This window comes from Prauserella halophila (assembly GCF_024171895.1).
GTDB lineage: Bacteria > Actinomycetota > Actinomycetes > Mycobacteriales > Pseudonocardiaceae > Prauserella > Prauserella halophila.
In genome coordinates this window covers 19,510-37,307 of record NZ_JAMTCQ010000009.1, presented here as the reverse complement: position 1 = coordinate 37,307, position 17,798 = coordinate 19,510, and the positions used below count along the sequence as shown (strand labels likewise).

16 protein-coding genes and 1 tRNA gene are annotated in these 17,798 nt (G+C 69.8%); 8 read left to right on the top strand and 9 right to left on the bottom strand.

Going from position 1 to position 17,798, the window contains the following annotated elements:
* Positions 1 to 123: 123 nt before the first annotated feature.
* The 4 genes from LY41_RS06380 (at position 124) to LY41_RS06365 (ending at position 3,777) form a co-directional block, all read left to right on the top strand.
* Positions 124 to 2,244 (top strand): transglycosylase domain-containing protein, encoded by a 2,121-nt coding sequence (locus LY41_RS06380; RefSeq protein WP_253862955.1) that lies wholly within the window; start codon positions 124 to 126, stop codon positions 2,242 to 2,244.
* 153 nt (positions 2,245 to 2,397) lie between these two features.
* The gene (locus tag LY41_RS06375; protein ID WP_253862954.1) at positions 2,398 to 2,637 is read left to right on the top strand and encodes a hypothetical protein; all 240 of its coding nucleotides are present in this window, start codon (positions 2,398 to 2,400) and stop codon (positions 2,635 to 2,637) included.
* 70 nt (positions 2,638 to 2,707) lie between these two features.
* On the top strand, positions 2,708 to 3,661 hold the full coding sequence (locus LY41_RS06370) for a metallophosphoesterase (RefSeq protein WP_253862953.1): 954 nt from the start codon (positions 2,708 to 2,710) through the stop codon (positions 3,659 to 3,661).
* Positions 3,662 to 3,703: 42 nt separating this feature from the next.
* Positions 3,704 to 3,777 (top strand) — tRNA-Pro (locus LY41_RS06365).
* A 528-nt stretch (positions 3,778 to 4,305) separates the two neighbouring features.
* On the opposite strand, the gene LY41_RS06360 is transcribed toward LY41_RS06365, so the two are convergent.
* Positions 4,306 to 5,118: a potassium channel family protein gene (locus LY41_RS06360; protein ID WP_253862952.1), complete on the bottom strand. Its 813-nt coding sequence runs from the start codon at positions 5,116 to 5,118 to the stop codon at positions 4,306 to 4,308.
* A gap of 173 nt (positions 5,119 to 5,291) precedes the next feature.
* Between LY41_RS06360 and LY41_RS06355 the strand changes: the two genes are divergently transcribed.
* Positions 5,292 to 7,199 (top strand): prolyl oligopeptidase family serine peptidase, encoded by a 1,908-nt coding sequence (locus LY41_RS06355; protein ID WP_253862951.1) that lies wholly within the window; start codon positions 5,292 to 5,294, stop codon positions 7,197 to 7,199.
* A gap of 165 nt (positions 7,200 to 7,364) precedes the next feature.
* On the opposite strand, the gene LY41_RS06350 is transcribed toward LY41_RS06355, so the two are convergent.
* Entirely contained in the window at positions 7,365 to 7,841 is a 477-nt protein-coding gene (locus LY41_RS06350) for a Dps family protein (RefSeq protein WP_253862950.1), read from the bottom strand.
* A 143-nt stretch (positions 7,842 to 7,984) separates the two neighbouring features.
* Entirely contained in the window at positions 7,985 to 8,554 is a 570-nt protein-coding gene (locus tag LY41_RS06345) for an NADPH-dependent FMN reductase (protein ID WP_253862949.1), read from the bottom strand.
* Between the two features lie 252 nt (positions 8,555 to 8,806).
* Between LY41_RS06345 and LY41_RS06340 the strand changes: the two genes are divergently transcribed.
* Positions 8,807 to 9,868: an alpha/beta hydrolase gene (locus LY41_RS06340; protein WP_253862948.1), complete on the top strand. Its 1,062-nt coding sequence runs from the start codon at positions 8,807 to 8,809 to the stop codon at positions 9,866 to 9,868.
* Between the two features lie 175 nt (positions 9,869 to 10,043).
* Here LY41_RS06340 and LY41_RS06335 read toward each other — a convergent pair whose 3' ends face one another.
* Positions 10,044 to 10,619 (bottom strand): hypothetical protein, encoded by a 576-nt coding sequence (locus tag LY41_RS06335; protein ID WP_253862947.1) that lies wholly within the window; start codon positions 10,617 to 10,619, stop codon positions 10,044 to 10,046.
* Positions 10,620 to 10,990: 371 nt separating this feature from the next.
* Here LY41_RS06335 and LY41_RS06330 point away from each other — a divergent pair, with 371 nt between their 5' ends.
* Positions 10,991 to 12,190: an MFS transporter gene (locus LY41_RS06330; protein ID WP_253862946.1), complete on the top strand. Its 1,200-nt coding sequence runs from the start codon at positions 10,991 to 10,993 to the stop codon at positions 12,188 to 12,190.
* Positions 12,191 to 12,234: 44 nt separating this feature from the next.
* Here LY41_RS06330 and LY41_RS06325 read toward each other — a convergent pair whose 3' ends face one another.
* The 4 genes from LY41_RS06325 to LY41_RS06310 all read right to left on the bottom strand — a co-directional run bounded on the left by LY41_RS06325 (position 12,235) and on the right by LY41_RS06310 (position 16,080).
* The gene (locus LY41_RS06325; protein WP_253862945.1) at positions 12,235 to 12,609 is read right to left on the bottom strand and encodes a DUF8711 family protein; all 375 of its coding nucleotides are present in this window, start codon (positions 12,607 to 12,609) and stop codon (positions 12,235 to 12,237) included.
* Positions 12,610 to 12,662: 53 nt separating this feature from the next.
* On the bottom strand, positions 12,663 to 13,550 hold the full coding sequence (locus LY41_RS06320; protein WP_253862944.1) for an SAM-dependent methyltransferase: 888 nt from the start codon (positions 13,548 to 13,550) through the stop codon (positions 12,663 to 12,665).
* 221 nt (positions 13,551 to 13,771) lie between these two features.
* Positions 13,772 to 14,818 carry an aspartate-semialdehyde dehydrogenase gene (locus LY41_RS06315; RefSeq protein ID WP_253862943.1) on the bottom strand — a complete coding sequence of 349 codons (1,047 nt, stop codon included), beginning with the start codon at positions 14,816 to 14,818 and terminating at the stop codon, positions 13,772 to 13,774.
* Positions 14,818 to 16,080 carry an aspartate kinase gene (locus tag LY41_RS06310; protein WP_253862942.1) on the bottom strand — a complete coding sequence of 421 codons (1,263 nt, stop codon included), beginning with the start codon at positions 16,078 to 16,080 and terminating at the stop codon, positions 14,818 to 14,820. The genes LY41_RS06315 and LY41_RS06310 overlap by 1 nt, the downstream gene beginning before the upstream one ends.
* A gap of 172 nt (positions 16,081 to 16,252) precedes the next feature.
* On the opposite strand from LY41_RS06310, the gene LY41_RS06305 reads away from it, so the two are divergent.
* Positions 16,253 to 16,846, top strand: coding sequence for a nitroreductase family protein (locus tag LY41_RS06305; protein ID WP_253862941.1), 594 nt, complete (start codon positions 16,253 to 16,255; stop codon positions 16,844 to 16,846).
* Between the two features lie 156 nt (positions 16,847 to 17,002).
* Here LY41_RS06305 and LY41_RS24180 read toward each other — a convergent pair whose 3' ends face one another.
* Entirely contained in the window at positions 17,003 to 17,584 is a 582-nt protein-coding gene (locus tag LY41_RS24180; RefSeq protein WP_425563716.1) for a hypothetical protein, read from the bottom strand.
* Positions 17,585 to 17,798: the final 214 nt, after the last annotated feature.

Here is a 17,798-nt window from a genome sequence, read left to right as displayed (position 1 = left end):
TCGCAGCGTTCCCCGTCGCAGCGTTCCCCGTCGCAGCGTTCCCCGTCGCAGCGTTCGCCGGCGGCCACGCCCACGCCGCGTAGCCAACCCGCACGTGACGCCCGCTGTGCGTACCCTGGCTGCGTGCGTAAGAGAAGCGGTCTGCTGAAGATGGTCGGGCTCTGTCTGCTGGCGGGGGTGCTGGTGGCAGGGATCCTCTTCCCCGTGGTCGGAGCTGCCGGTGTCGTGTCGAACCAGGCGAGCGAGACCGTGGACTCGATGTCGGCCGAGCTCGCCGACGAGCCGCCGCCGCAGCTGACGACCGTCACGGACCGGAGCGGCAAGCCGATCGCCACGCTGTACAACCAGTACCGCGTGCCGACCAAGCCCGATCAGATCTCGGACGCCATGAAGTGGGCGCTGATCTCGATCGAGGACCGGCGCTTCTACGAGCACACGGGTGTCGACTGGAAGGGCACGCTGCGCGCCGCGATCAGCAACACCTCCGGCGGCGACACCCAGGGCGCCTCGACGCTGACGCAGCAGTACGTGAAGAACTACCTGATCAACGTCACCTACCGCGACGACGAGGTCGGCCAGCAACGCGCACAGGAACAGACCATCGCGCGCAAACTGAAGGAAGCGCGCATCGCGATCCAGCTCGAAGCGCGGATGTCGAAGGCGGAGGTCCTCGCCGGATATCTCAACGTCGTCGAGTTCTCGCGGCAGATCTACGGCATCGGCGGGGCGGCGCGCGCCTACTTCAACACCACGCCCGACAAGCTCGACGTCAACCAGGGGGCGATGCTCGCGGGCATGGTGAACAACCCGGCGGTGCTCGACCCGTGGAACAACCCCGAGGGCGCCAAGAACCGCCGCAACCTGGTGCTCGACTCGATGGTCGACAACAACAAGCTCTCCGAGAGCGACGCCGAGCGGCTCAAGAAGGAGCCGCTCGGCGTCGTGAAGGGCGGTCCGAACAAGCCTGCGGCGAACTGCATCGGCGCCGGTCCGCAGCACGGCTTCTTCTGCCAGTACGTCGAGGACTACCTGATCCGCTCGGGCATCTCCAAGGAGGACCTCTACGACGGCGGGTACACGATCCGCACGACGCTCGACCGGCGGATCAACCGCATCGCCAAGCGCTCCGCCGAGGAGCAGGTGCCGAAGATGCAGGACAACGTGGCCAACACGCTGTCGCTGGTCCGGCCGGGCAAGAAGCGGCACGAGGTGGTGGCACTGGCCGCCAACCGCGACTACGGCCTGGACAAGGAAGCGGGGGAGACGACCTATGCTCTGCCGTCCGACACGTGGAACGTCACCGGCGCGGGGTCGAGCTACAAGATCTTCACAGCCGCGGCCGCGATGCAGCACGCCGGGGTCGGCATCTTCGACGAGCTGCCGTCACCGGGGTCGTACACCTCGTCGCGTTACACCAACGCCGGGGCGCCGTACACGGTGGGAAACGCGGGTGACTATCCCCCCACCCTGACCCTGCAGGGCGCGCTCGCGAAGTCGCCGAACACGACGTTCGTGCACCTCGTCGACCGTGTCGGCATCAAGCCCGTTCTCGAGATGACCTACAAGCTCGGCATGCGCCGGACGATGAAGTCGAACGCAGGCAACGGCGGCGCGATCGACAAGGAGGACGAGAGGGAGGCGCACACCATGTCGCAGCGGAAGTACTACGGGCCGCGGGGCAATTCGCGCGGCATGCCGTCGTTCACGCTCGGCGTGAGCCCGACGAACCCCCTGGAAATGGGCAACGTGGCGGCGACGATCCTCAGCGGCGGCACCTGGTGCCCGCCGACCCCGATCGCCGAGGTCACCGACCGCGACGGCAACCCGGTGAAGGTCGACGAGAACCCGTGCCAGCAGGTCGTCAGCGAGGACCTGGCGAACTCGCTGGCCGTCGGCATGAGCAAGGACGACCTGCCCGGCGGCACGTCGGCCGCCGCGGCCGAGGACGTCGACTGGTCCCGCCCCATGATCGGCAAGACGGGTACGACGCAGAACAACGTCTCCGCCGCGTTCGTCGGCGGCACGCCGCAGCTGGCTGGCTCGTCGATGGTGTTCAAGCCGGAGCGCCCGACGGGCGGCATCATCGACGGCGGTCCCGGCAACGTCTACTCGGTGGACGGCGAGAGCGCGGGCAACATCTTCGGTGGCAAGGCGCCGGCGCGCACCTGGTTCAACGCCATGAGCGAGATCCTGGAAGGCGAACCGGTCCGCCAGCTCCCGAGCTCCAGCCCCCGCTACGAGTGAGGACCGGCCGACCGTGATCCCGCTGGTGAGGGACCCGGTGATGAGAGACCGTGACGTCGGCTGCCGGGTGTCCGGCCCATCATTCGGACCGGCCGGACACCCGGCGGCCCCGGCGGCCGCATAGCCATGGGCGTCGTCCTCATGTGGTACAGCATGATCGCTGCCGCGTTCGTCATCGCCGTCGTGCTGCCGTTCACACCACTGCCTCCGCTGCCCCGGCTGATCCTGCTGTGGTCCCAGGTTGCCGCCGCGCTGTACGTCATCGTCTTCGTCGAGCCCGGTTCCCTGTGGTGGCTCGCCGTGATCGGACCCGGGACGGCGATCGCGCTCGTGTTCGCGATCTCGGAAACGCGACTGCGGTTCCGCGCCGCTGACGCCTCGACGCGGCCGTGAACCGTCACGCCACGCGTAGGCTGAGCGCGTGCATCGGCAAAGCAGCACGAAGAGCTCGGCAGGGAGCGGCATGAAACGGCTCATCACCACGACGGCGGCCGTCGGCGCCGCGACACTCGGCTACGCCGTCGGCATCGAACGCCGGAACTGGACACTGCGCACCGCCTCGCTGCCCGTACTCGACGACGACGCCGACCCGATCCGCATCCTGCACATCTCCGATCTGCACATGCTGCCCGGCCACAAAGCCAAACAGCGCTGGGTCGCGGCGCTCGACGAACTCGAACCCGACCTGGTCGTCAACACCGGTGACAACCTCGCCCACCACCGCGCGGTCCCCGCCGTTCTCCGCGCGCTCGGGCCACTGCTCGACCGGCCCGGCGTGTTCATCTTCGGCAGCAACGACTACTACGCGCCCAAACCCAAGAACCCCGCGCGCTACCTCATGCCCAAAGGCCGCAAGAAGCGCGTCCACGGCAATCACCTGCCGTGGCGAGACCTGCGCGCGGCACTGGTCGAGCGCGGCTGGAACGACCTCACCCACCGCCGCACCACCTTCGACGTCGCAGGTCAGCGCATCTTCGCGGCCGGCGTCGACGATCCGCACCTGCGCCGCGACCGCTTCAACCTGATCGCGGGCCACGTCGATGCCGAGATCGTGCTGAAGCTCGGCATCACCCACTCGCCCGAACCCCGCGTGCTCGACCCGTTCGCTTCCGAGGGCTACGACCTCGTCCTCGCAGGGCACACCCACGGCGGGCAGCTCCGCATCCCCGGCATCGGCGCCCTCGTCACCAACTGCGAACTCGACCGATCCCGCGCTCGCGGCGTCTCCCGCTGGGGTGCCGACATGTGGCTCGGCGTCTCCGCCGGACTCGGCACCTCGCCGTACGCCCCCGCCCGGTTCGCCTGCCCGCCCGAAGCGAGCCTGCTCACCCTCGTTCCCCGCAGCTCAGCGACCACCCGCAAGGACATGACCGCGCGAAGAACCACCCGCCGTAAAGCGCGCAGCGAAGTCCGCTAGACTATTTCCCGACCCGCTCACCGGGAGTCCGGTGAAAACCATCGGGGTGTGGCGCAGCTTGGTAGCGTGCCTCGTTCGGGTCGAGGAGGTCGTGGGTTCAAATCCCGCCACCCCGACGAAAGAGGGAGACCCCTGCCGCGCGGAAAGCGCGGGCAGGGGTCTCTTTCTTTGTGTCTTGTGGGGGCGCAGCCACACCCCGGCCCGGCGGGCTCGGCCCCGGACTCCCTGCCTGTGGTGCTGTGCGGGACGAGGTGTTGCCTCGGGTGGGTGGGTCCGGCCGTGCTCGCTGCGCTCGCTGGCCTGCTGCCGAGTGCGTGCGGGTGCGAGGTCCGGAGTGCGGAGCCCGTGTTGCGCCTTCCGGAGCCCGTGTTGCGCCTTCCGGGGAGCGTGTTGCAAGTTCCAGGGGCCGTGTTGCGCCTTCCGGGGGCCGTGTTGCAGGTTCCGGGGATGGGCGACGGAGTCCGTGGCTGCGCCCGGGCTTTCGCTGCATCCCGGCAGGCCGGCCGAGGCTCCGACACCGAACACGGACCGCCGTTCGCCGGACTCGGGGCCACCGAACACAGAGCCGTAAGCCCGCGGAGCCCGCCGAGTCACCGAGTCACCGAGTCACCGAGTCACCGAGTCACCGAGTCACCGAGTCGACGTTATGTCCGCGAATCGTCGGTGCGGGGGCCCGCCAGCTGGTCGCGCAGGGCCGCGATCTCCGTCTTGAGGTCGGCGACCTCGCCGCGCAGCTCGTCGGTGCGGTCGGCGTCGGCCTGCCTCGCCTGCTTCTCCGACTCCTCCATGCCGCCGAACTTCTCGACGAACCACGAGGCGATCGAACCCGTGACGACACCGAGCAGTGCGATACCGGCCAGCATCAGCCCGGTGGCGATGAGCTTGCCTTCGCCCGTCACCGGCGAGTAATCGCCGTAACCGACGGTGGTGATGGTCGTCATCGTCCACCACAGCGCGTCACCGAAACTCGTGATCGTGGAGTCGGGGGCATAGCGCTCGACTTCGAGCACGGCCAGCGCAGCGGACACCCCCACCAGCACCGTCGCACCCGTCACGTAGGCGACCACCTGCCCGCGCACGCGCGCCTGGACCCGACGGTTGATCAGGATCAGCACCGTGACCAGGCGCAGCACCCGCAGTTGGCGCAGCATCGGCACCGCGATGACGACGAGGTCGAACAGGTTCCGCAGCACGAACCTGCCGCGCCGCCTGCTCAGAGCGAGCCGGATGAGGTAGTCGGCGGCGAACACGCCCCAGACCACCCACATCGCGACGTTCAGCAGCCAGCGCAGCTCGCCGTCCATGCCGGGCTGCAGCACCGTCCACGCGTAACCCGCGAAGAACAGCACCGACAGCACGATCATCGGCCATTCGGTGCGCTGCTCCCAGCTCGTCAACCGCGTTTCGACCGGTTCGTTGTCGGCACCGTCCTCGGTGCGCACCGATTCAGCAGACATCGCGCCCATGATGACCCCGTGCCCCTCACCCGGAGTGCACAACCCCGCAACCTCACACGTGACGGGCCTCACGGCGAAACCCGGGCAGGCAGCACAGGGCATGTCCCGATCGACGTCTCCCGAGTTCGTGGCCGGACGCGGCGCGCGAGGGTGAGCTGGCAGGATCGACAGCTGTGACGACACAGCAGCCAGGCGACAAGCAGTACCCGGCCCCGCACGTCCCCGAACAGCTCTTCCCCGACGAGGCGGCGGAGCGGCGCTGGCGGTCCCGGTTCCTGGCGCCGCGCGTCTCGGTGCCGGACTGGGCGCTCGACGCACCCGACGCCAGCATCTACGTGTCCAACGCCAGTGGCGTGTGGGAGGTCTACGCGTGGAACCGCGCCACGGGCGAGAGCCGCCGGGTGACCGACCGTCCCAACGGCACGCTCCACGCGACGATGTCGCCCGACGGCGAGTGGATCTGGTGGTTCGACGACACCGACGGCGACGAGTTCGGTTCCTGGGTCCGCCAGCCTTTCGACGCGACCGGCCAGGCGAACGACGGCACCTCGCACCGGACCGCCCCCACCCAGACCGCAGCAACGGCGTCCGGGGCCACCAAGGCCGTCCCCGATGTCCCCGACGGCTACCCGGCGGGCCTGGAGATCGGTCACCGGATCGTCGCGGCCGGAGTGTCCACCGATGACGGCAGCGCGCTCTACGCCCACACCGGCGGCACGACGACGCGCTTCTACTCCCGGCCCGACGACGCGGGCATCGCCGCGCTGTCCAGGGACGAGCGGCTGCTGGCCATCGCGCACTCCGAACACGGCGATTCCCGCCACCCGGCCGTTCGCGTGCTCGCCACCGACGGATTCGAGGCCGTCGCCGACAAGTGGGACGGCGAGGGCAAAGGCCTGGACGCGCTCGAGTTCTCACCCCGCGAAGGCGATCCGCGCCTGCTGCTGCTCCACGAGCGCCGCGGCAAGGAGGAGCTGCTCATCTGGGACGTCGAGGCCGACACCGAGCAGGAGATCAGCCTCGACCTGCCCGGTGAGGTCGCCGGAACGTGGTACCCGGACGCCGAGGCCCTGCTGCTCGTCCACTTCCACGAGGGCCGCAGCTCGCTGTACCGCTACGACCTCGTGTCCGCGGCCCTGACCTCGCTCGACACGCCGCCCGGCCGGATCGGCGGTGGCGGCGTGCGTCCGGACGGCAGCGTCGAGTACTCGTGGTCCAACGCCGCGCAGCCCCCCGTCGTGCGCGTGCGCCGCGCCGACGGGGCCGACGAGGTGCTGATGACCCCGCCCGGCGACCGTGCGCCGGGTTCGCAGGCCGTCGAGGACGCGTTCGTCGAGGGGCCGGGTGGGCGCATTCACGCGCTCGTCGCCAGGCCTGCGGGCTCCGACGGCCCGCAGCCGACGGTCTTTCTGCTGCACGGCGGTCCGCACGCCGCGGACGAGGACCGCTTCTCCGCCTATCGCGCCGTGTGGCTGGACGCAGGGTTCGCGGTCGTCGAGGTCAACTATCGCGGGTCGACGGGCTACGGCTCGGCATGGCGTGACGCCATCGAGGGCAGGCCCGGGCTGACCGAACTGGAAGACGTCGCTGCGGTGCACGACTGGGCTGTGAGCAGCGGGCTGGCCGATCCGCAGCGGTGCGTCGTCAGCGGCGCCTCGTGGGGCGGGTACCTGACGCTGCTGGCACTCGGCACCCAGCCGGGCCGGTGGACCGCGGGCGTCGCAGCCGTGCCCGTCGCCGATTACGTCGCGGCGTATGAGGACGAGATGGAGCAGCTGCGTTCGTTCGACCGCGCGCTGTTCGGCGGCGCGCCCGAGGACGTGCCCGAGGTCTACCGCGAGTGCTCGCCGCTGACGTACCTCGACAATGTCGACGTCCCGGTGCTGGTGCTCGCGGGCGATAACGACCCGCGCTGTCCGATCCGCCAGATCGAGAACTACCTCGACGGGCTGGCCGAGCGCGGCACGGCGCACGCGTTCTACCGCTACGACGCGGGTCACGGCTCGCTGGTGATCTCCGAGACGATCACGCAGACGGCCATCGAGGTCCACTTCGCGATGCGGTCCGTCGGCCTCGCCTGACGCGGCGGTTGAGCGCCCCGAAGGGCACCTTCGGGGCGCTCAACACCCCAGAAATTCCCCTGATCTTGACGTTGCTGCCCCCGCGGGCTCACCCCCACGGGCTTGCTACCCGCGGGCACTCTCCGCGGGCTCACCCCGCACCTCGGGACCGTCACTCCCGGCGGGCTACTGCTGCTGGGCCTGCCACATCCAGTGCTGCTTCTCGAGTTCCGCCGCGATCTCGATGAGCAGGTCCTGAGTGACGAGGTCGGCCTTGTCTGTCTCGTCGATGCTCTTGCGGAGGCGGCCGATCAGCTCGGCGAGGCGCTCGACGATCGCGTCGACGGTGGCCTTCGTGTCCTGCCAGTTGTCCGGATAGTCGGACAGCCCCGAGCTGTCGGCGACCGTTGCGGCCTTGCCGTTCGGCGAGACACCGATCGCGTTGGCACGCTCGGCCACGGAATCGGCGTAGGTACGCGCCGTCGACACGAGTTCGTCCAGCTGCAGGTGGGCGCTGCGGAAATTCGCACCGACCACGTTCCAGTGGGCCTGCTTCGCGATCAGCGACAGGTCGAGCAGGTCCACCAGCGTGCTTTGCAGCACGTTCCCGGTGATCTTCTTGTCGCTGTCCTTGAGCGGGCTGCTGATCGGCGAGCTGGCCATGGGAATTCCTCCTGCGGTGCGCGTTGACGGGAAACGCTCGGCGTACTCGAGGCGTCACGTGCCCTGAGCAGCACTGCGACGCACGTCGCGGCCGGTACAGGAAGGGGATTGCCGCGGTACCGGGCGCTCAAACCCGGCCGCCGTCACGCGCGGTGGCGGGCGAAGTCCGTGACCTGGGTGCCGATGAGCCGCAGCGTGTGTTCGACCTTCTCGTCCGACGTCCCGCCGTGGTCGTCGAACTTGACCTCACCGGTGTTGACCGCGCCGCCCAGCGGTGTGGGCCAACCACGGAGTGCGTGCGTGATCGTGCGCAGCTGGTCGAGCGTGGTGACCGCCGCCTGCCAGCCGTGGGCGACGCCGATCGACCCGACGGCGCGACCGTCGAGGTAGGGCCGCCGATCGGAACGCAGGTCCTCGATGTAGTCGAGCGCGTTCTTGATCAGCCCGGACAACGCACCGTGGTAACCGGGCGAGACCACGATGAGCCCGTCGGCCTCACGGATCGCCTCGACGAGCGCGCCGGCCTCCGGCGTGCGCTCGACCGCCACCGCGTCGTAGAACGGCAGGTTCAGGGCCTGGCCGCAGATGACCGACGTCTCGGCACCCGCGTCGGCCGCACCGGCGAGTGCGACCCGCAGAGCCCGTTCGGTTTGCGAGCCCTCCCGCAACGAGCCACCGATACCGAGCACCTTGATCGCGCCTGTAGAAGTCACGACCCCGAGGTTAAGTGCTCGACCTTGGTCGAGGTCCACTGCGCCGCCGCGGAGACGATATCCGTCACATCGCGCAGTGTCCGTGGCATCCCGCAGCGTGTGGGGATCGGCGCACCGTCGAATCCCGTCCCACCGGGTGCCGACCCGCCGGGCGCCGTCGCGGGACGGAATGCGGCCGCCGAGGACTGGCCGACCGCCCTACTCGGCAGTAATGTCATGGCTCGTAGTCAGAGTCGACGGAAGGCACCACCGATGGCGATTCCAGCTCAGATCCGGGCACAGGCCGCGGCCATGAAGACGATCTACGCACTGCCGGCGCCGTTGCGGCGGCTGATCGCGGGCAAGCCGGTCCGGCTGGACGGACAGGAACTCGCACTGGACGCACAGTTGCTGCTGCGGATGCAACAGCTGTCCGGGACGTCGCTGGTGAACTCTGACTTCGACATCGAGAGCTCACGCGCCGCGCTGGACGCCTCCCGGCACCTGGTGAGCGGCGCACCGATCCAGCCGGTCGCCACGCGTGAGCTCGTGATCCCCGCCGACCACGGCGACATCCCGGCACGGCTGTACACGCCACAGGGGCTGGCCGACGGTTCCCCGCTGCTGGTCTTCTTCCACGGTGGCGGATTCGTGCTCGGCACCCGCGACAGCCACGACAACACCGCGCGTTTCCTCGCCAAGCAGGCCGGCGTGCGCGTGCTGTCGATCGAGTACCGCCTCGCGCCGGAGCATCCGTTCCCCGCGGCGCAGCAGGACGCGCTCACGGCGTTCGACTACGCCCACGCGAAAGCCGCCGACCTGGGTGCCGACGCCGACCGGATCGCCGTCGGCGGGGACAGCGCGGGCGGCAACCTCGCGGCGGTGACGTCGCTGGCCGCCACCCGCCGCGGCGGCGCGGCACCCGCCTTCCAGCTGTTGCTGTACCCGGCGGTGGATTCGACGGTGCGGCGGCGGTCGCGCGAACTGTTCGGCGACGGGTTCTTCCTCACCGACGAGCACATGACGTGGTTCGTCGACCAGTACGCGCCCGCGGGTGTCGACCGGTCGGACCCGTTGCTGTCGCCGCTGCTGGCCGACGACCACACGGGCCTGCCGCCCGCGTACATCGCCACCGCGGGCTTCGATCCGCTCCGCGACGAGGGCGAGGCGTATGCCGCCAAGCTGGCGGATGCAGGCGTCCCGGTCGGCCTCAGCAGGCAGGACGACCTGGTCCACGGGTTCGTCAACTTCACGGGCGTGGGCACCCGGTTCCGCGAGGCGACCGCCGAGGCGGCAGGCGCCCTCCGCATGGGCCTTTCCGGATACACCCGGTAGCTCCGCCGGCGAGCAGGCAGCGGGCGGAAACGAGATCCGCCCTCCACCCGGACGCACGCAGCGGCGGTGTGGAGGGCAGACGCGAAGGGAAGATGTGGGGCGTTGAGCGCCCCAAAGGGCACCTTGGGGGCGCTCAACGCCCCCAAGGTGCCCTTCGGGCATCCGACGCCGTGGGTCACGGGGTCGGGACGTCCGGTGTCTCCGGGACGTCCGGCGTGTCGGGAACCTCCGGAACCTCCGGGACCTCCGGCACCGCGGGTACGTCCGGGGCAGGCACCGATCCGAGCAGCCCGGAAAGCAGGCCCTGCACCGTCGCGAGCAGCGACTGCAGCAAGCCGTTCACCGCGCTCAACGGGTCCGGCAACCCCGGCAGCTGCCTCATCTGAGCATCAGCTGTGTACGCACGCGACTGCGCCTGCGGGTTCGCGAGGACGTCCTGCACCCGCTGGTTCTGTGCCAGGGCCTGCTTCGCATCACTCACCGCCTCCCGCGTGGCAGGCGCGGCGGCGAGCCTCTCGAGTACCGGGTCGATGTCGGTGAGAGTGACCTTCGTGCCCTGCACATCGCCGGAGTAGGCCCGGTCGGTGAGCTGGTCCCGCAGGTCCAGCAGGCGGTGTGCGGTGGACTGCGTGGTGACCGAGCCACTGCCGTCGTCTCTGATGCTCGCCGCCGTCGCGATCCCCGACGTGGCGACCGCGATCGCGGCACCCGACATCACCGCGGCGACCGTGCGAGCGAATCCGGACTTCATGACTGCCAACCTCCTGGCGTGGGAGAGCAACGAACACGTCCAGCCGTACCAACCCGCATCGCCGTTTACTCGACGCAATCACCTGATTCCGTGTCGTAATCACGTGACTGCGTGTGCCCGACCACTGATCGCGCACTAGGCCACCAGAGGCATGCCGTCACTCGGCTGCCGGTACGGCAAGTACCGGGACGGGCGACCCGGGGTCACCCTGCGGCCTCACTCGTCCACCACAACTCTCAGTGCCGTCCCTCGACGTAGCCGTTTCCCGCCCCGGCCCGCGGAGTTCACTCTCCGGCGCGTCACCCACTGCCCACGTGTGACATGCCCGAAAAAAGTTGCACGACCGTACCGGGCTGTTGTTACGTCGACGGGTGCCGTTGACGCCCTACCTGCACATTCTGCGCATTCCTCGCATGGCCACGTCGACGCTCGTCGCCGTGCTCGCCCGGCTCCCCATGACGGCCACGGGCGTCACGCTGACCCTCCACGTCGTCGGCAGCCTCGGCCACGGCTACGGCGCCGCAGGTCTCGTCGGCACCGCCACGACCGCGGGCACGGCACTCGCCGCACCGCTGCTCGGCCGCATGATCGACCACCACGGACTGCGGCCCGTCGTCGCAGTGTGCGGCACGGTGTCGGCAACGTTCTGGATCGGCGCGCCGTACCTGCCGTACGCGGTACTGCTCGTGGCCGCGCTGCCCGCAGGCGCGCTGCTCATCCCCGCGGGACCGATCGCGCGCCAGGTGATCGCGGCACTCGTCCCCGTGCGGCAGCGCCGCACCGCCTACTCGCTCGACTCGATACTCGTCGAGCTGACGTTCATGACCGGCCCTGCACTGGGGATTCTCGTCAGCACCCAGATGTCGTCGACGGCCGCGCTGACCGGTATCGGCCTGCTGTTCGGCACCTGCGCGTGCGCGCTGTACGCCGTGAACCCGCCGGTCCGCACACCGGACGAAGCGGGGCGGACCTCCCGCAGCGCGGCTCGCCCACCGCTGACGTCCTGGCTCGGCAGGCAGATGATCGCGACCCTGCTCGTCGCGACCGGTGCACTGTTCGTACTGGTCGGCGCCGAGCTGGCTGCCCTGGCGACCCTGCGTGAATCCGGCGAGGTCGGCGCAGCCGGCCTCGTGATCGCCGCGATGTGCCTGGCCTCGCTGGCAGGCGGGATCGTGCACGGCGTCGCGCGGCGATCGGCGTCCCAGCTGACACTGATGGTCGCGCTCGCCGCGCTGACGATCCCCGCGGCGCTCGTGGCGCAGCCGTGGTGGCTGCTGGCGCTCGTGCTCGTGCCGTCGAACCTCGTGTGCGCCCCGACCCTCGCCGCCACGACGGAACGGGTGTCGCAGCTCGCCCCACCGGCGGTGCGCGGCGAGGCGATGGGCGTGCAGGATTCGGCGACGCGCTTGGGGCTCGCGCTCGGCAGCCCGGCCGTCGGGTTCGTCATGGACCACACGTCACCGAACCTGGGGTTCGTCGCGGCGGGTCTCGGCGGACTGGCGTTCGCCATCGTCGGCGCAGCCCTGTCCCACCGCAGCCGCTCCGGCAGCGCCGCCCCGCAGCCCGCGTGACGGCCGTGCCGGCCGGTCTCACGCGGCCAGTACGGGCACCCGCGTCACATACAGGCCTGGCGGAGGCTTTCGAGGTTGTTCAGGTTCTGCTGCAGCCACTGGTTGAATTCGCCGAGCTGGTCGGCGCTTCGCTGTTCGAGCTCGACGTAGCCGTCCGCGAGCGCGGTCAGGTTCTGCTGGAGGTCCTGCTCGGCCGCCTGACCGGCCAGGTCCCGCAACTGCTGTGCCTTGTCCGCAGCCTCGTCCTGAGCCTGCTGCGGGTCGAGGTTCGGGTTGAGGTCGACGATCCCGAGCGCCTTTCCGCACACGCTCGCCTTGTCGGCGGCTCCACTCACGGTGTCCTGCACCTCGGCGACTTCGGAACACCCGGCGAGCAACAACATTCCCAGCGCGGCGGCCGGCACCGTCCGTTTCCACATGCCGCCAACCTACCGGCAACGCCACCCGGCCGTGACCGGCTGTGGGCAGGACGCTAGCGCTTCCGCGCGGTCAGATACCGCCCGTTGCCCGCCAGCTCGGCGAGGTCGTCGTCGAAGCTGCGGCCGTACCGCTCGGCCAGCTGTTCCGCCGTCACCTCGTCGACAGCCCACCCCCGCTCGGCCAGGCGGGCACTCGGGTCGTAATCGGCGTCCGACAGCAGCGAGGCGAGGTCGATTCCCAGTCCGGTCAACCGCGACGCGACCGAGGAATCAGCGAGGGCCGAACCGGCGCCCGGCAGGTACTCCACCGCGATCGTGCTGCCCGGCGCGGACAGCTCGTGCACGGTCGTCAGCAACCGCTCCGCCGCATCCGCAGGAAGGTAGGGCATGAGCCCCTCGGCGAGCCAGCTGGTGGGCGCGCCCGGATCGAAGCCGCTGCCGCGCAGCGCCGCGGCCCAGTCATCCCGCAGATCGACCGGGACCGCTCGGCGCGTGCATCCCGGCTCCGCGCCGCTGCGGGCGAGGACGTCGTCCTTGAACTCCAGCACCCGTGGCTGATCGACCTCGTACACGACGGCATCCTCCGGCCACGGCAGCCGGAAGGTGCGACTGTCCAACCCGGCCGCGAGCAACACGATCTGCCGCGTTCCGGACGCTCCGGCGGGCTCGGCGCAGGAATCGAGCAGGTACTCGTCGAGAAACCGGGAGCGCAGCCCCAGGAACACCGACATCAGGGACCAGCAGTGCTCGTCGTGGGCGACGTCCCCGGCGCCGGTCGGCATGGGAACCGGCGATTCCGCGGCGCGGACGAACTCGGCGGCGTAGGGGTCCCGGACGAGCGCGTCGTCCCTGCTTGTCTCGACAGCCCTGGCCGCAGCCACGCCGAGAGCGGTGATGCCCACGCCCGAGACGATGTCCCAGTCCCGCAGCTCGTATGCCATGTCCGCACCCCGTTTCACCACACGTGATCGTTCCACCGCCAGATATACGCGCATTAGTTAGCATCTACAACTGACGGAGATCCGAGTCACCGGCGCCGAGAAACGTACCCGGACAGCGAAAACCGCGAAGGCCTGAACCTTCGCGGTTTTCGGTACCTACTTCGCAGCGTCTTCTATGTCGCCGGGTCTTCCGCTTCGCCGGGCCTGCCACCCGCCGGCGCTTACTTCGCCAGCCGGTCGGCGACGAGCTCCGCGACCTGCACCGCGTTGAGCGCCGCACCCTTGCGCAGGTTGTCGCCGGCCAGGAACAGCGTCAGTCCGCGACCGTCCGGCACGCCCTGGTCGGCGCGAATGCGCCCGACGAAGCTCGGGTCCTTGCCCGCGGCCTCGAGCGGTGTCGGCACGTCGGCGAGCTGCACCCCCGGCGCACCGGACAGCAGCTCCTGCGCCCGCGCCACCGAGACCGGCGAGGCGAATTCGGCGTTCACCGAGATCGCGTGCCCCGTGAACACGGGAACCCGCACACACGTCCCCGACACCGCGAGTTCCGGAATGTCCAGGATCTTGCGGCTTTCGTTGCGCAGCTTCTGTTCCTCGTCGGTCTCGGACGTGCCGTCATCCACAATGGACCCGGCCATGGCGAGGACGTTGAACGCGATCGGCGCGACGTACTTGCTCGGTGCGGGGAAGTCCACGGCGGACCCGTCGTGCGTCAGCTCTCTCGCCTTGTCACCCGCGGCCTCGACCTGACCTGCCAGCTCCTCGACGCCGCCGAGCCCGCTACCGGACACGGCCTGGTACGTGCTGGCGATCAGGCGCGTGAGGCCGGCTTCGTCGTGCAGCGGCTTGAGGACCGGCATCGCAGCCATCGTCGTGCAGTTGGGGTTCGCGATGATCCCCTTGCGTGCGCCGGAGATCGCGTCCGGATTGACCTCGCTGACGACGAGCGGAACGTCCGGGTCGAGCCGCCAGGCCGACGAGTTGTCGATCACCGTCACGCCCGCGGCCGCGAACCGCGGCGCCTGCTCCTTCGCGGTCGACCCGCCCGCCGAGAACAGTGCGATGTCCAGACCGGAGGGATCGGCCGTGGCGGCGTCCTCCACCTCGATGTCCTTGCCGCCCCACGACAGCGTCGACCCGGCCGACCGGGCCGAGGCAAACAGGCGCAGCTGCGAGACCGGGAACTTCCGGTCCTCAAGCAGCTGCCGCATCACGGCGCCGACCTGGCCGGTGGCCCCGACCAGACCGACTCGCACCCCACCCGGCATCAGCGACCACTCCCCGCGTAGACGACGGCCTCGTCATCGCCGCCGAGTTCGAATGCCTCGTGGATCGCACGCACCGCGTCGTCGACCTGCTCGTCGCGGATCAGCACGGAGATGCGGATCTCGGAGGTGTTGATGATCTCGATGTTGACGCCCGCGTTGGCCAGTGCCTCGCAGAACGTCGCCGTGACACCCGGGTGCGAGCGCATCCCCGCACCGACGAGCGACACCTTGCCGACGTGGTCGTCGTAGAGCACGGCCGAGAAGCCGATCTGCTCCTTGAGCGCTTCGAGCTCGCTCACCGCACTCGGCCCGTTCGCCTTCGACAGGGTGAACGTGACGTCGGTGCGGCCCTGGGTGTTGGACACGTTCTGCAGCACCATGTCGATGTCGATCTCGGCGTCCGCGACCGCGCGGAAGATGCTGCCAGCCGCGCCCGCATGGTCGGGGACCCCGGTGACCGTGATCTTCGCTTCGGACCGGTCGTGTGCCACGCCGGTGATCAACGCCTGTTCCACGGGGATCTCCTCAATCGAACCGGCCACCGTCGTGCCCGGCTTGTCGCTGTAGGACGAGCGAACCCGGATCGGCACGCCGTACCGCCTGGCGTACTCGACCGAGCGCAAGTGCAGGATCTTCGAGCCGCTCGCCGCGAGCTCGAGCATCTCCTCGTACGGCACCGTGTCGAGTCTGCGGGCATCCGGCACGATCCGCGGATCCGAGGTGTACACGCCGTCCACATCGGAATAGATCTCGCACGCATCGGCTTCGAGCGCCGCGGCGAGCGCGACGGCCGTGGTGTCCGAACCGCCCCTGCCGAGCGTGGTGATGTCCTTGGTGTCCTGGGCAACGCCCTGAAAACCCGCCACCAGGGCGATGTAGCCCTGGTCGAGCGCTTCTGTCACGCGTCCGGGCGTGACGTCGATGATGCGGGCGTTTCCGTGCACGGACGTCGTCACGACGCCCGCCTGCGAGCCGGTGAACGACCACGCCTCGGCGCCCTGCGCCGAGATCGCCATCGCGACAAGCGCGTTCGAGATCCGCTCGCCCGCGGTCAGCAGCATGTCCATCTCGCGCTCCGGCGGGACGGGATTCACCTGCTCCGCGAGGTCGAGCAGCTCGTCGGTCGTGTCCCCCATCGCGGAACACACGACGACCACCTCGTTGCCTGCCTTCTTCGTGGCAACGATGCGCTCGGCAACACGCTTGATCCGGTCTGCGCTCTCCAGCGACGAACCGCCGTACTTCTGGACTATGAGCGCCACTTTGGCCGAACCTCCTCGAAGGAGCGGCGCCCGCTCGGCGGCCTTGTCGCAAAGGTGCGCACGCTCCGTATCGTCGTGACCTAGAGTACCGGTCCTTCACACGGATGCCATTCGGCTGTGTGACCCCTCGCACGCCGTCTAGCTGCTGGTTTCCGGAGTCTGGAGTTGCGGAATGGGTGGCGGACAAGAGAAACCGAGCGCCGGGCTGCACCCGCTGATCACCCAGCGGCGGAGCCCTCGAGCACTCGACGCAATGAGCGACGTCACATCGGAACAGATTCGCCGGCTCCTCGAGGCGGCCCGGTGGGCGCCGTCGTTCGGCAACACCCAGCCTGCACGATTCCTCGTCGGCCGCCGGGGAGACGAGACGTATGCGCGGGTGCTGGCGGCGCTGACGGAGCGGAACCGGTCGTGGGCACACCGGGCGGGTGCGCTGCTGGTGGGACTGGCGGTGCGGCGGAACGCCAAGGGGGAGGTGCCGTACGCCGAGTACGGCGCCGGGCTCGCGGCGGAGAACCTCGCGCTGCAGGCAGTCGCCGAGGGACTCGCGGTGCACCAGATGGCCGGGTTCGACGCGGACGAGGTGCGGCGGGCGTTCGACGTGCCCTCCGACGTCGACCCGCTGGTGGCGATCGCCGTCGGCGTCACGGCCGACGCCGAGGTCCTCGGCGAGCCCCGCGACGTCGAGCGCGAGCGGGCCCCGCGCTCCCGCCTGCCGTTGTCGGAGATCGCCTACGCGGGAACGTGGGGCGAACCCCTGCAGTAGTGGCGCCGCGTGACGTCAGTGCCCCCAAGGGCACCTTCGGGGCGTTCAGTGCCCCCAAGGGCACCTTCGGGGCGTTGAACGCCCCGAATCCTCCCTTGATCATGGCGGCGACGCGGCCACCGGATCAGACGCCGACCCGGCCGGCCAGTCGCCGGATCAGGCGCCTGCGCCACCGACCCGGCGGATCACCTTCGCCACGATCGACGACACGACGAGCCAGAAGATCGCCGCGATGCCGTAGTTGATCAGCACGAGGAGCTTCGGGTCCTCAGGCTGGAACAGATCGTGGAAGCCGATCGCGAGGTTCTCGGACGAATCGGCCACCCACTGCACGATGCCGTTCTCGGTGTTGGCCTCCCCGATCACGAAGATGACGTGCAGCACGAGGATCATCGCGAAGGCGAGTCCGACCCACCGGACGATGCCGGCGAGCAGGCCGACGCCGCGTTCGCGGATCGCGGTCCAGTCGACCGACGACTCCTTCTTCTCACGCTGCGCGCGCCGCGAACCACGGGTCGAACCGCTCGAGCCGCCCGCGGCAGCGCCCGCCGCGTCGGCCCCGCCGGGCGTGCCGTTCGCCGACCCCGCCTCCGGCGCACCGGCACTCGCGTTCGCCTCCGGCGCACCACTGTCGCCGGACGTTGCCGTGGGGACCGACGGCTGATGCACCTGAGGCGCCTCCGTTTCGGCGCCTCCGCCCGCGCTACCCTGCGCGTTCTTCTCCGTGTGCTCACCCATGACCGCAGTCTGACACGTCGTGTCCCCCATGACTACGGGCCGGTAACCTGCCGCGACGCCGCGCCGTAACATTTCGATGTCGGGGCCCACCCTCGCCACTCGGTCCGCAATTGGGTTAGCCTCGATCCTGTGGCACGCGCACTTCTGCTTCGCTGCCGCGACGGGGCCTGATCGGACCGGCTCCCCGTCGCGGGGTTTCGTCGTGCCGGTCTGA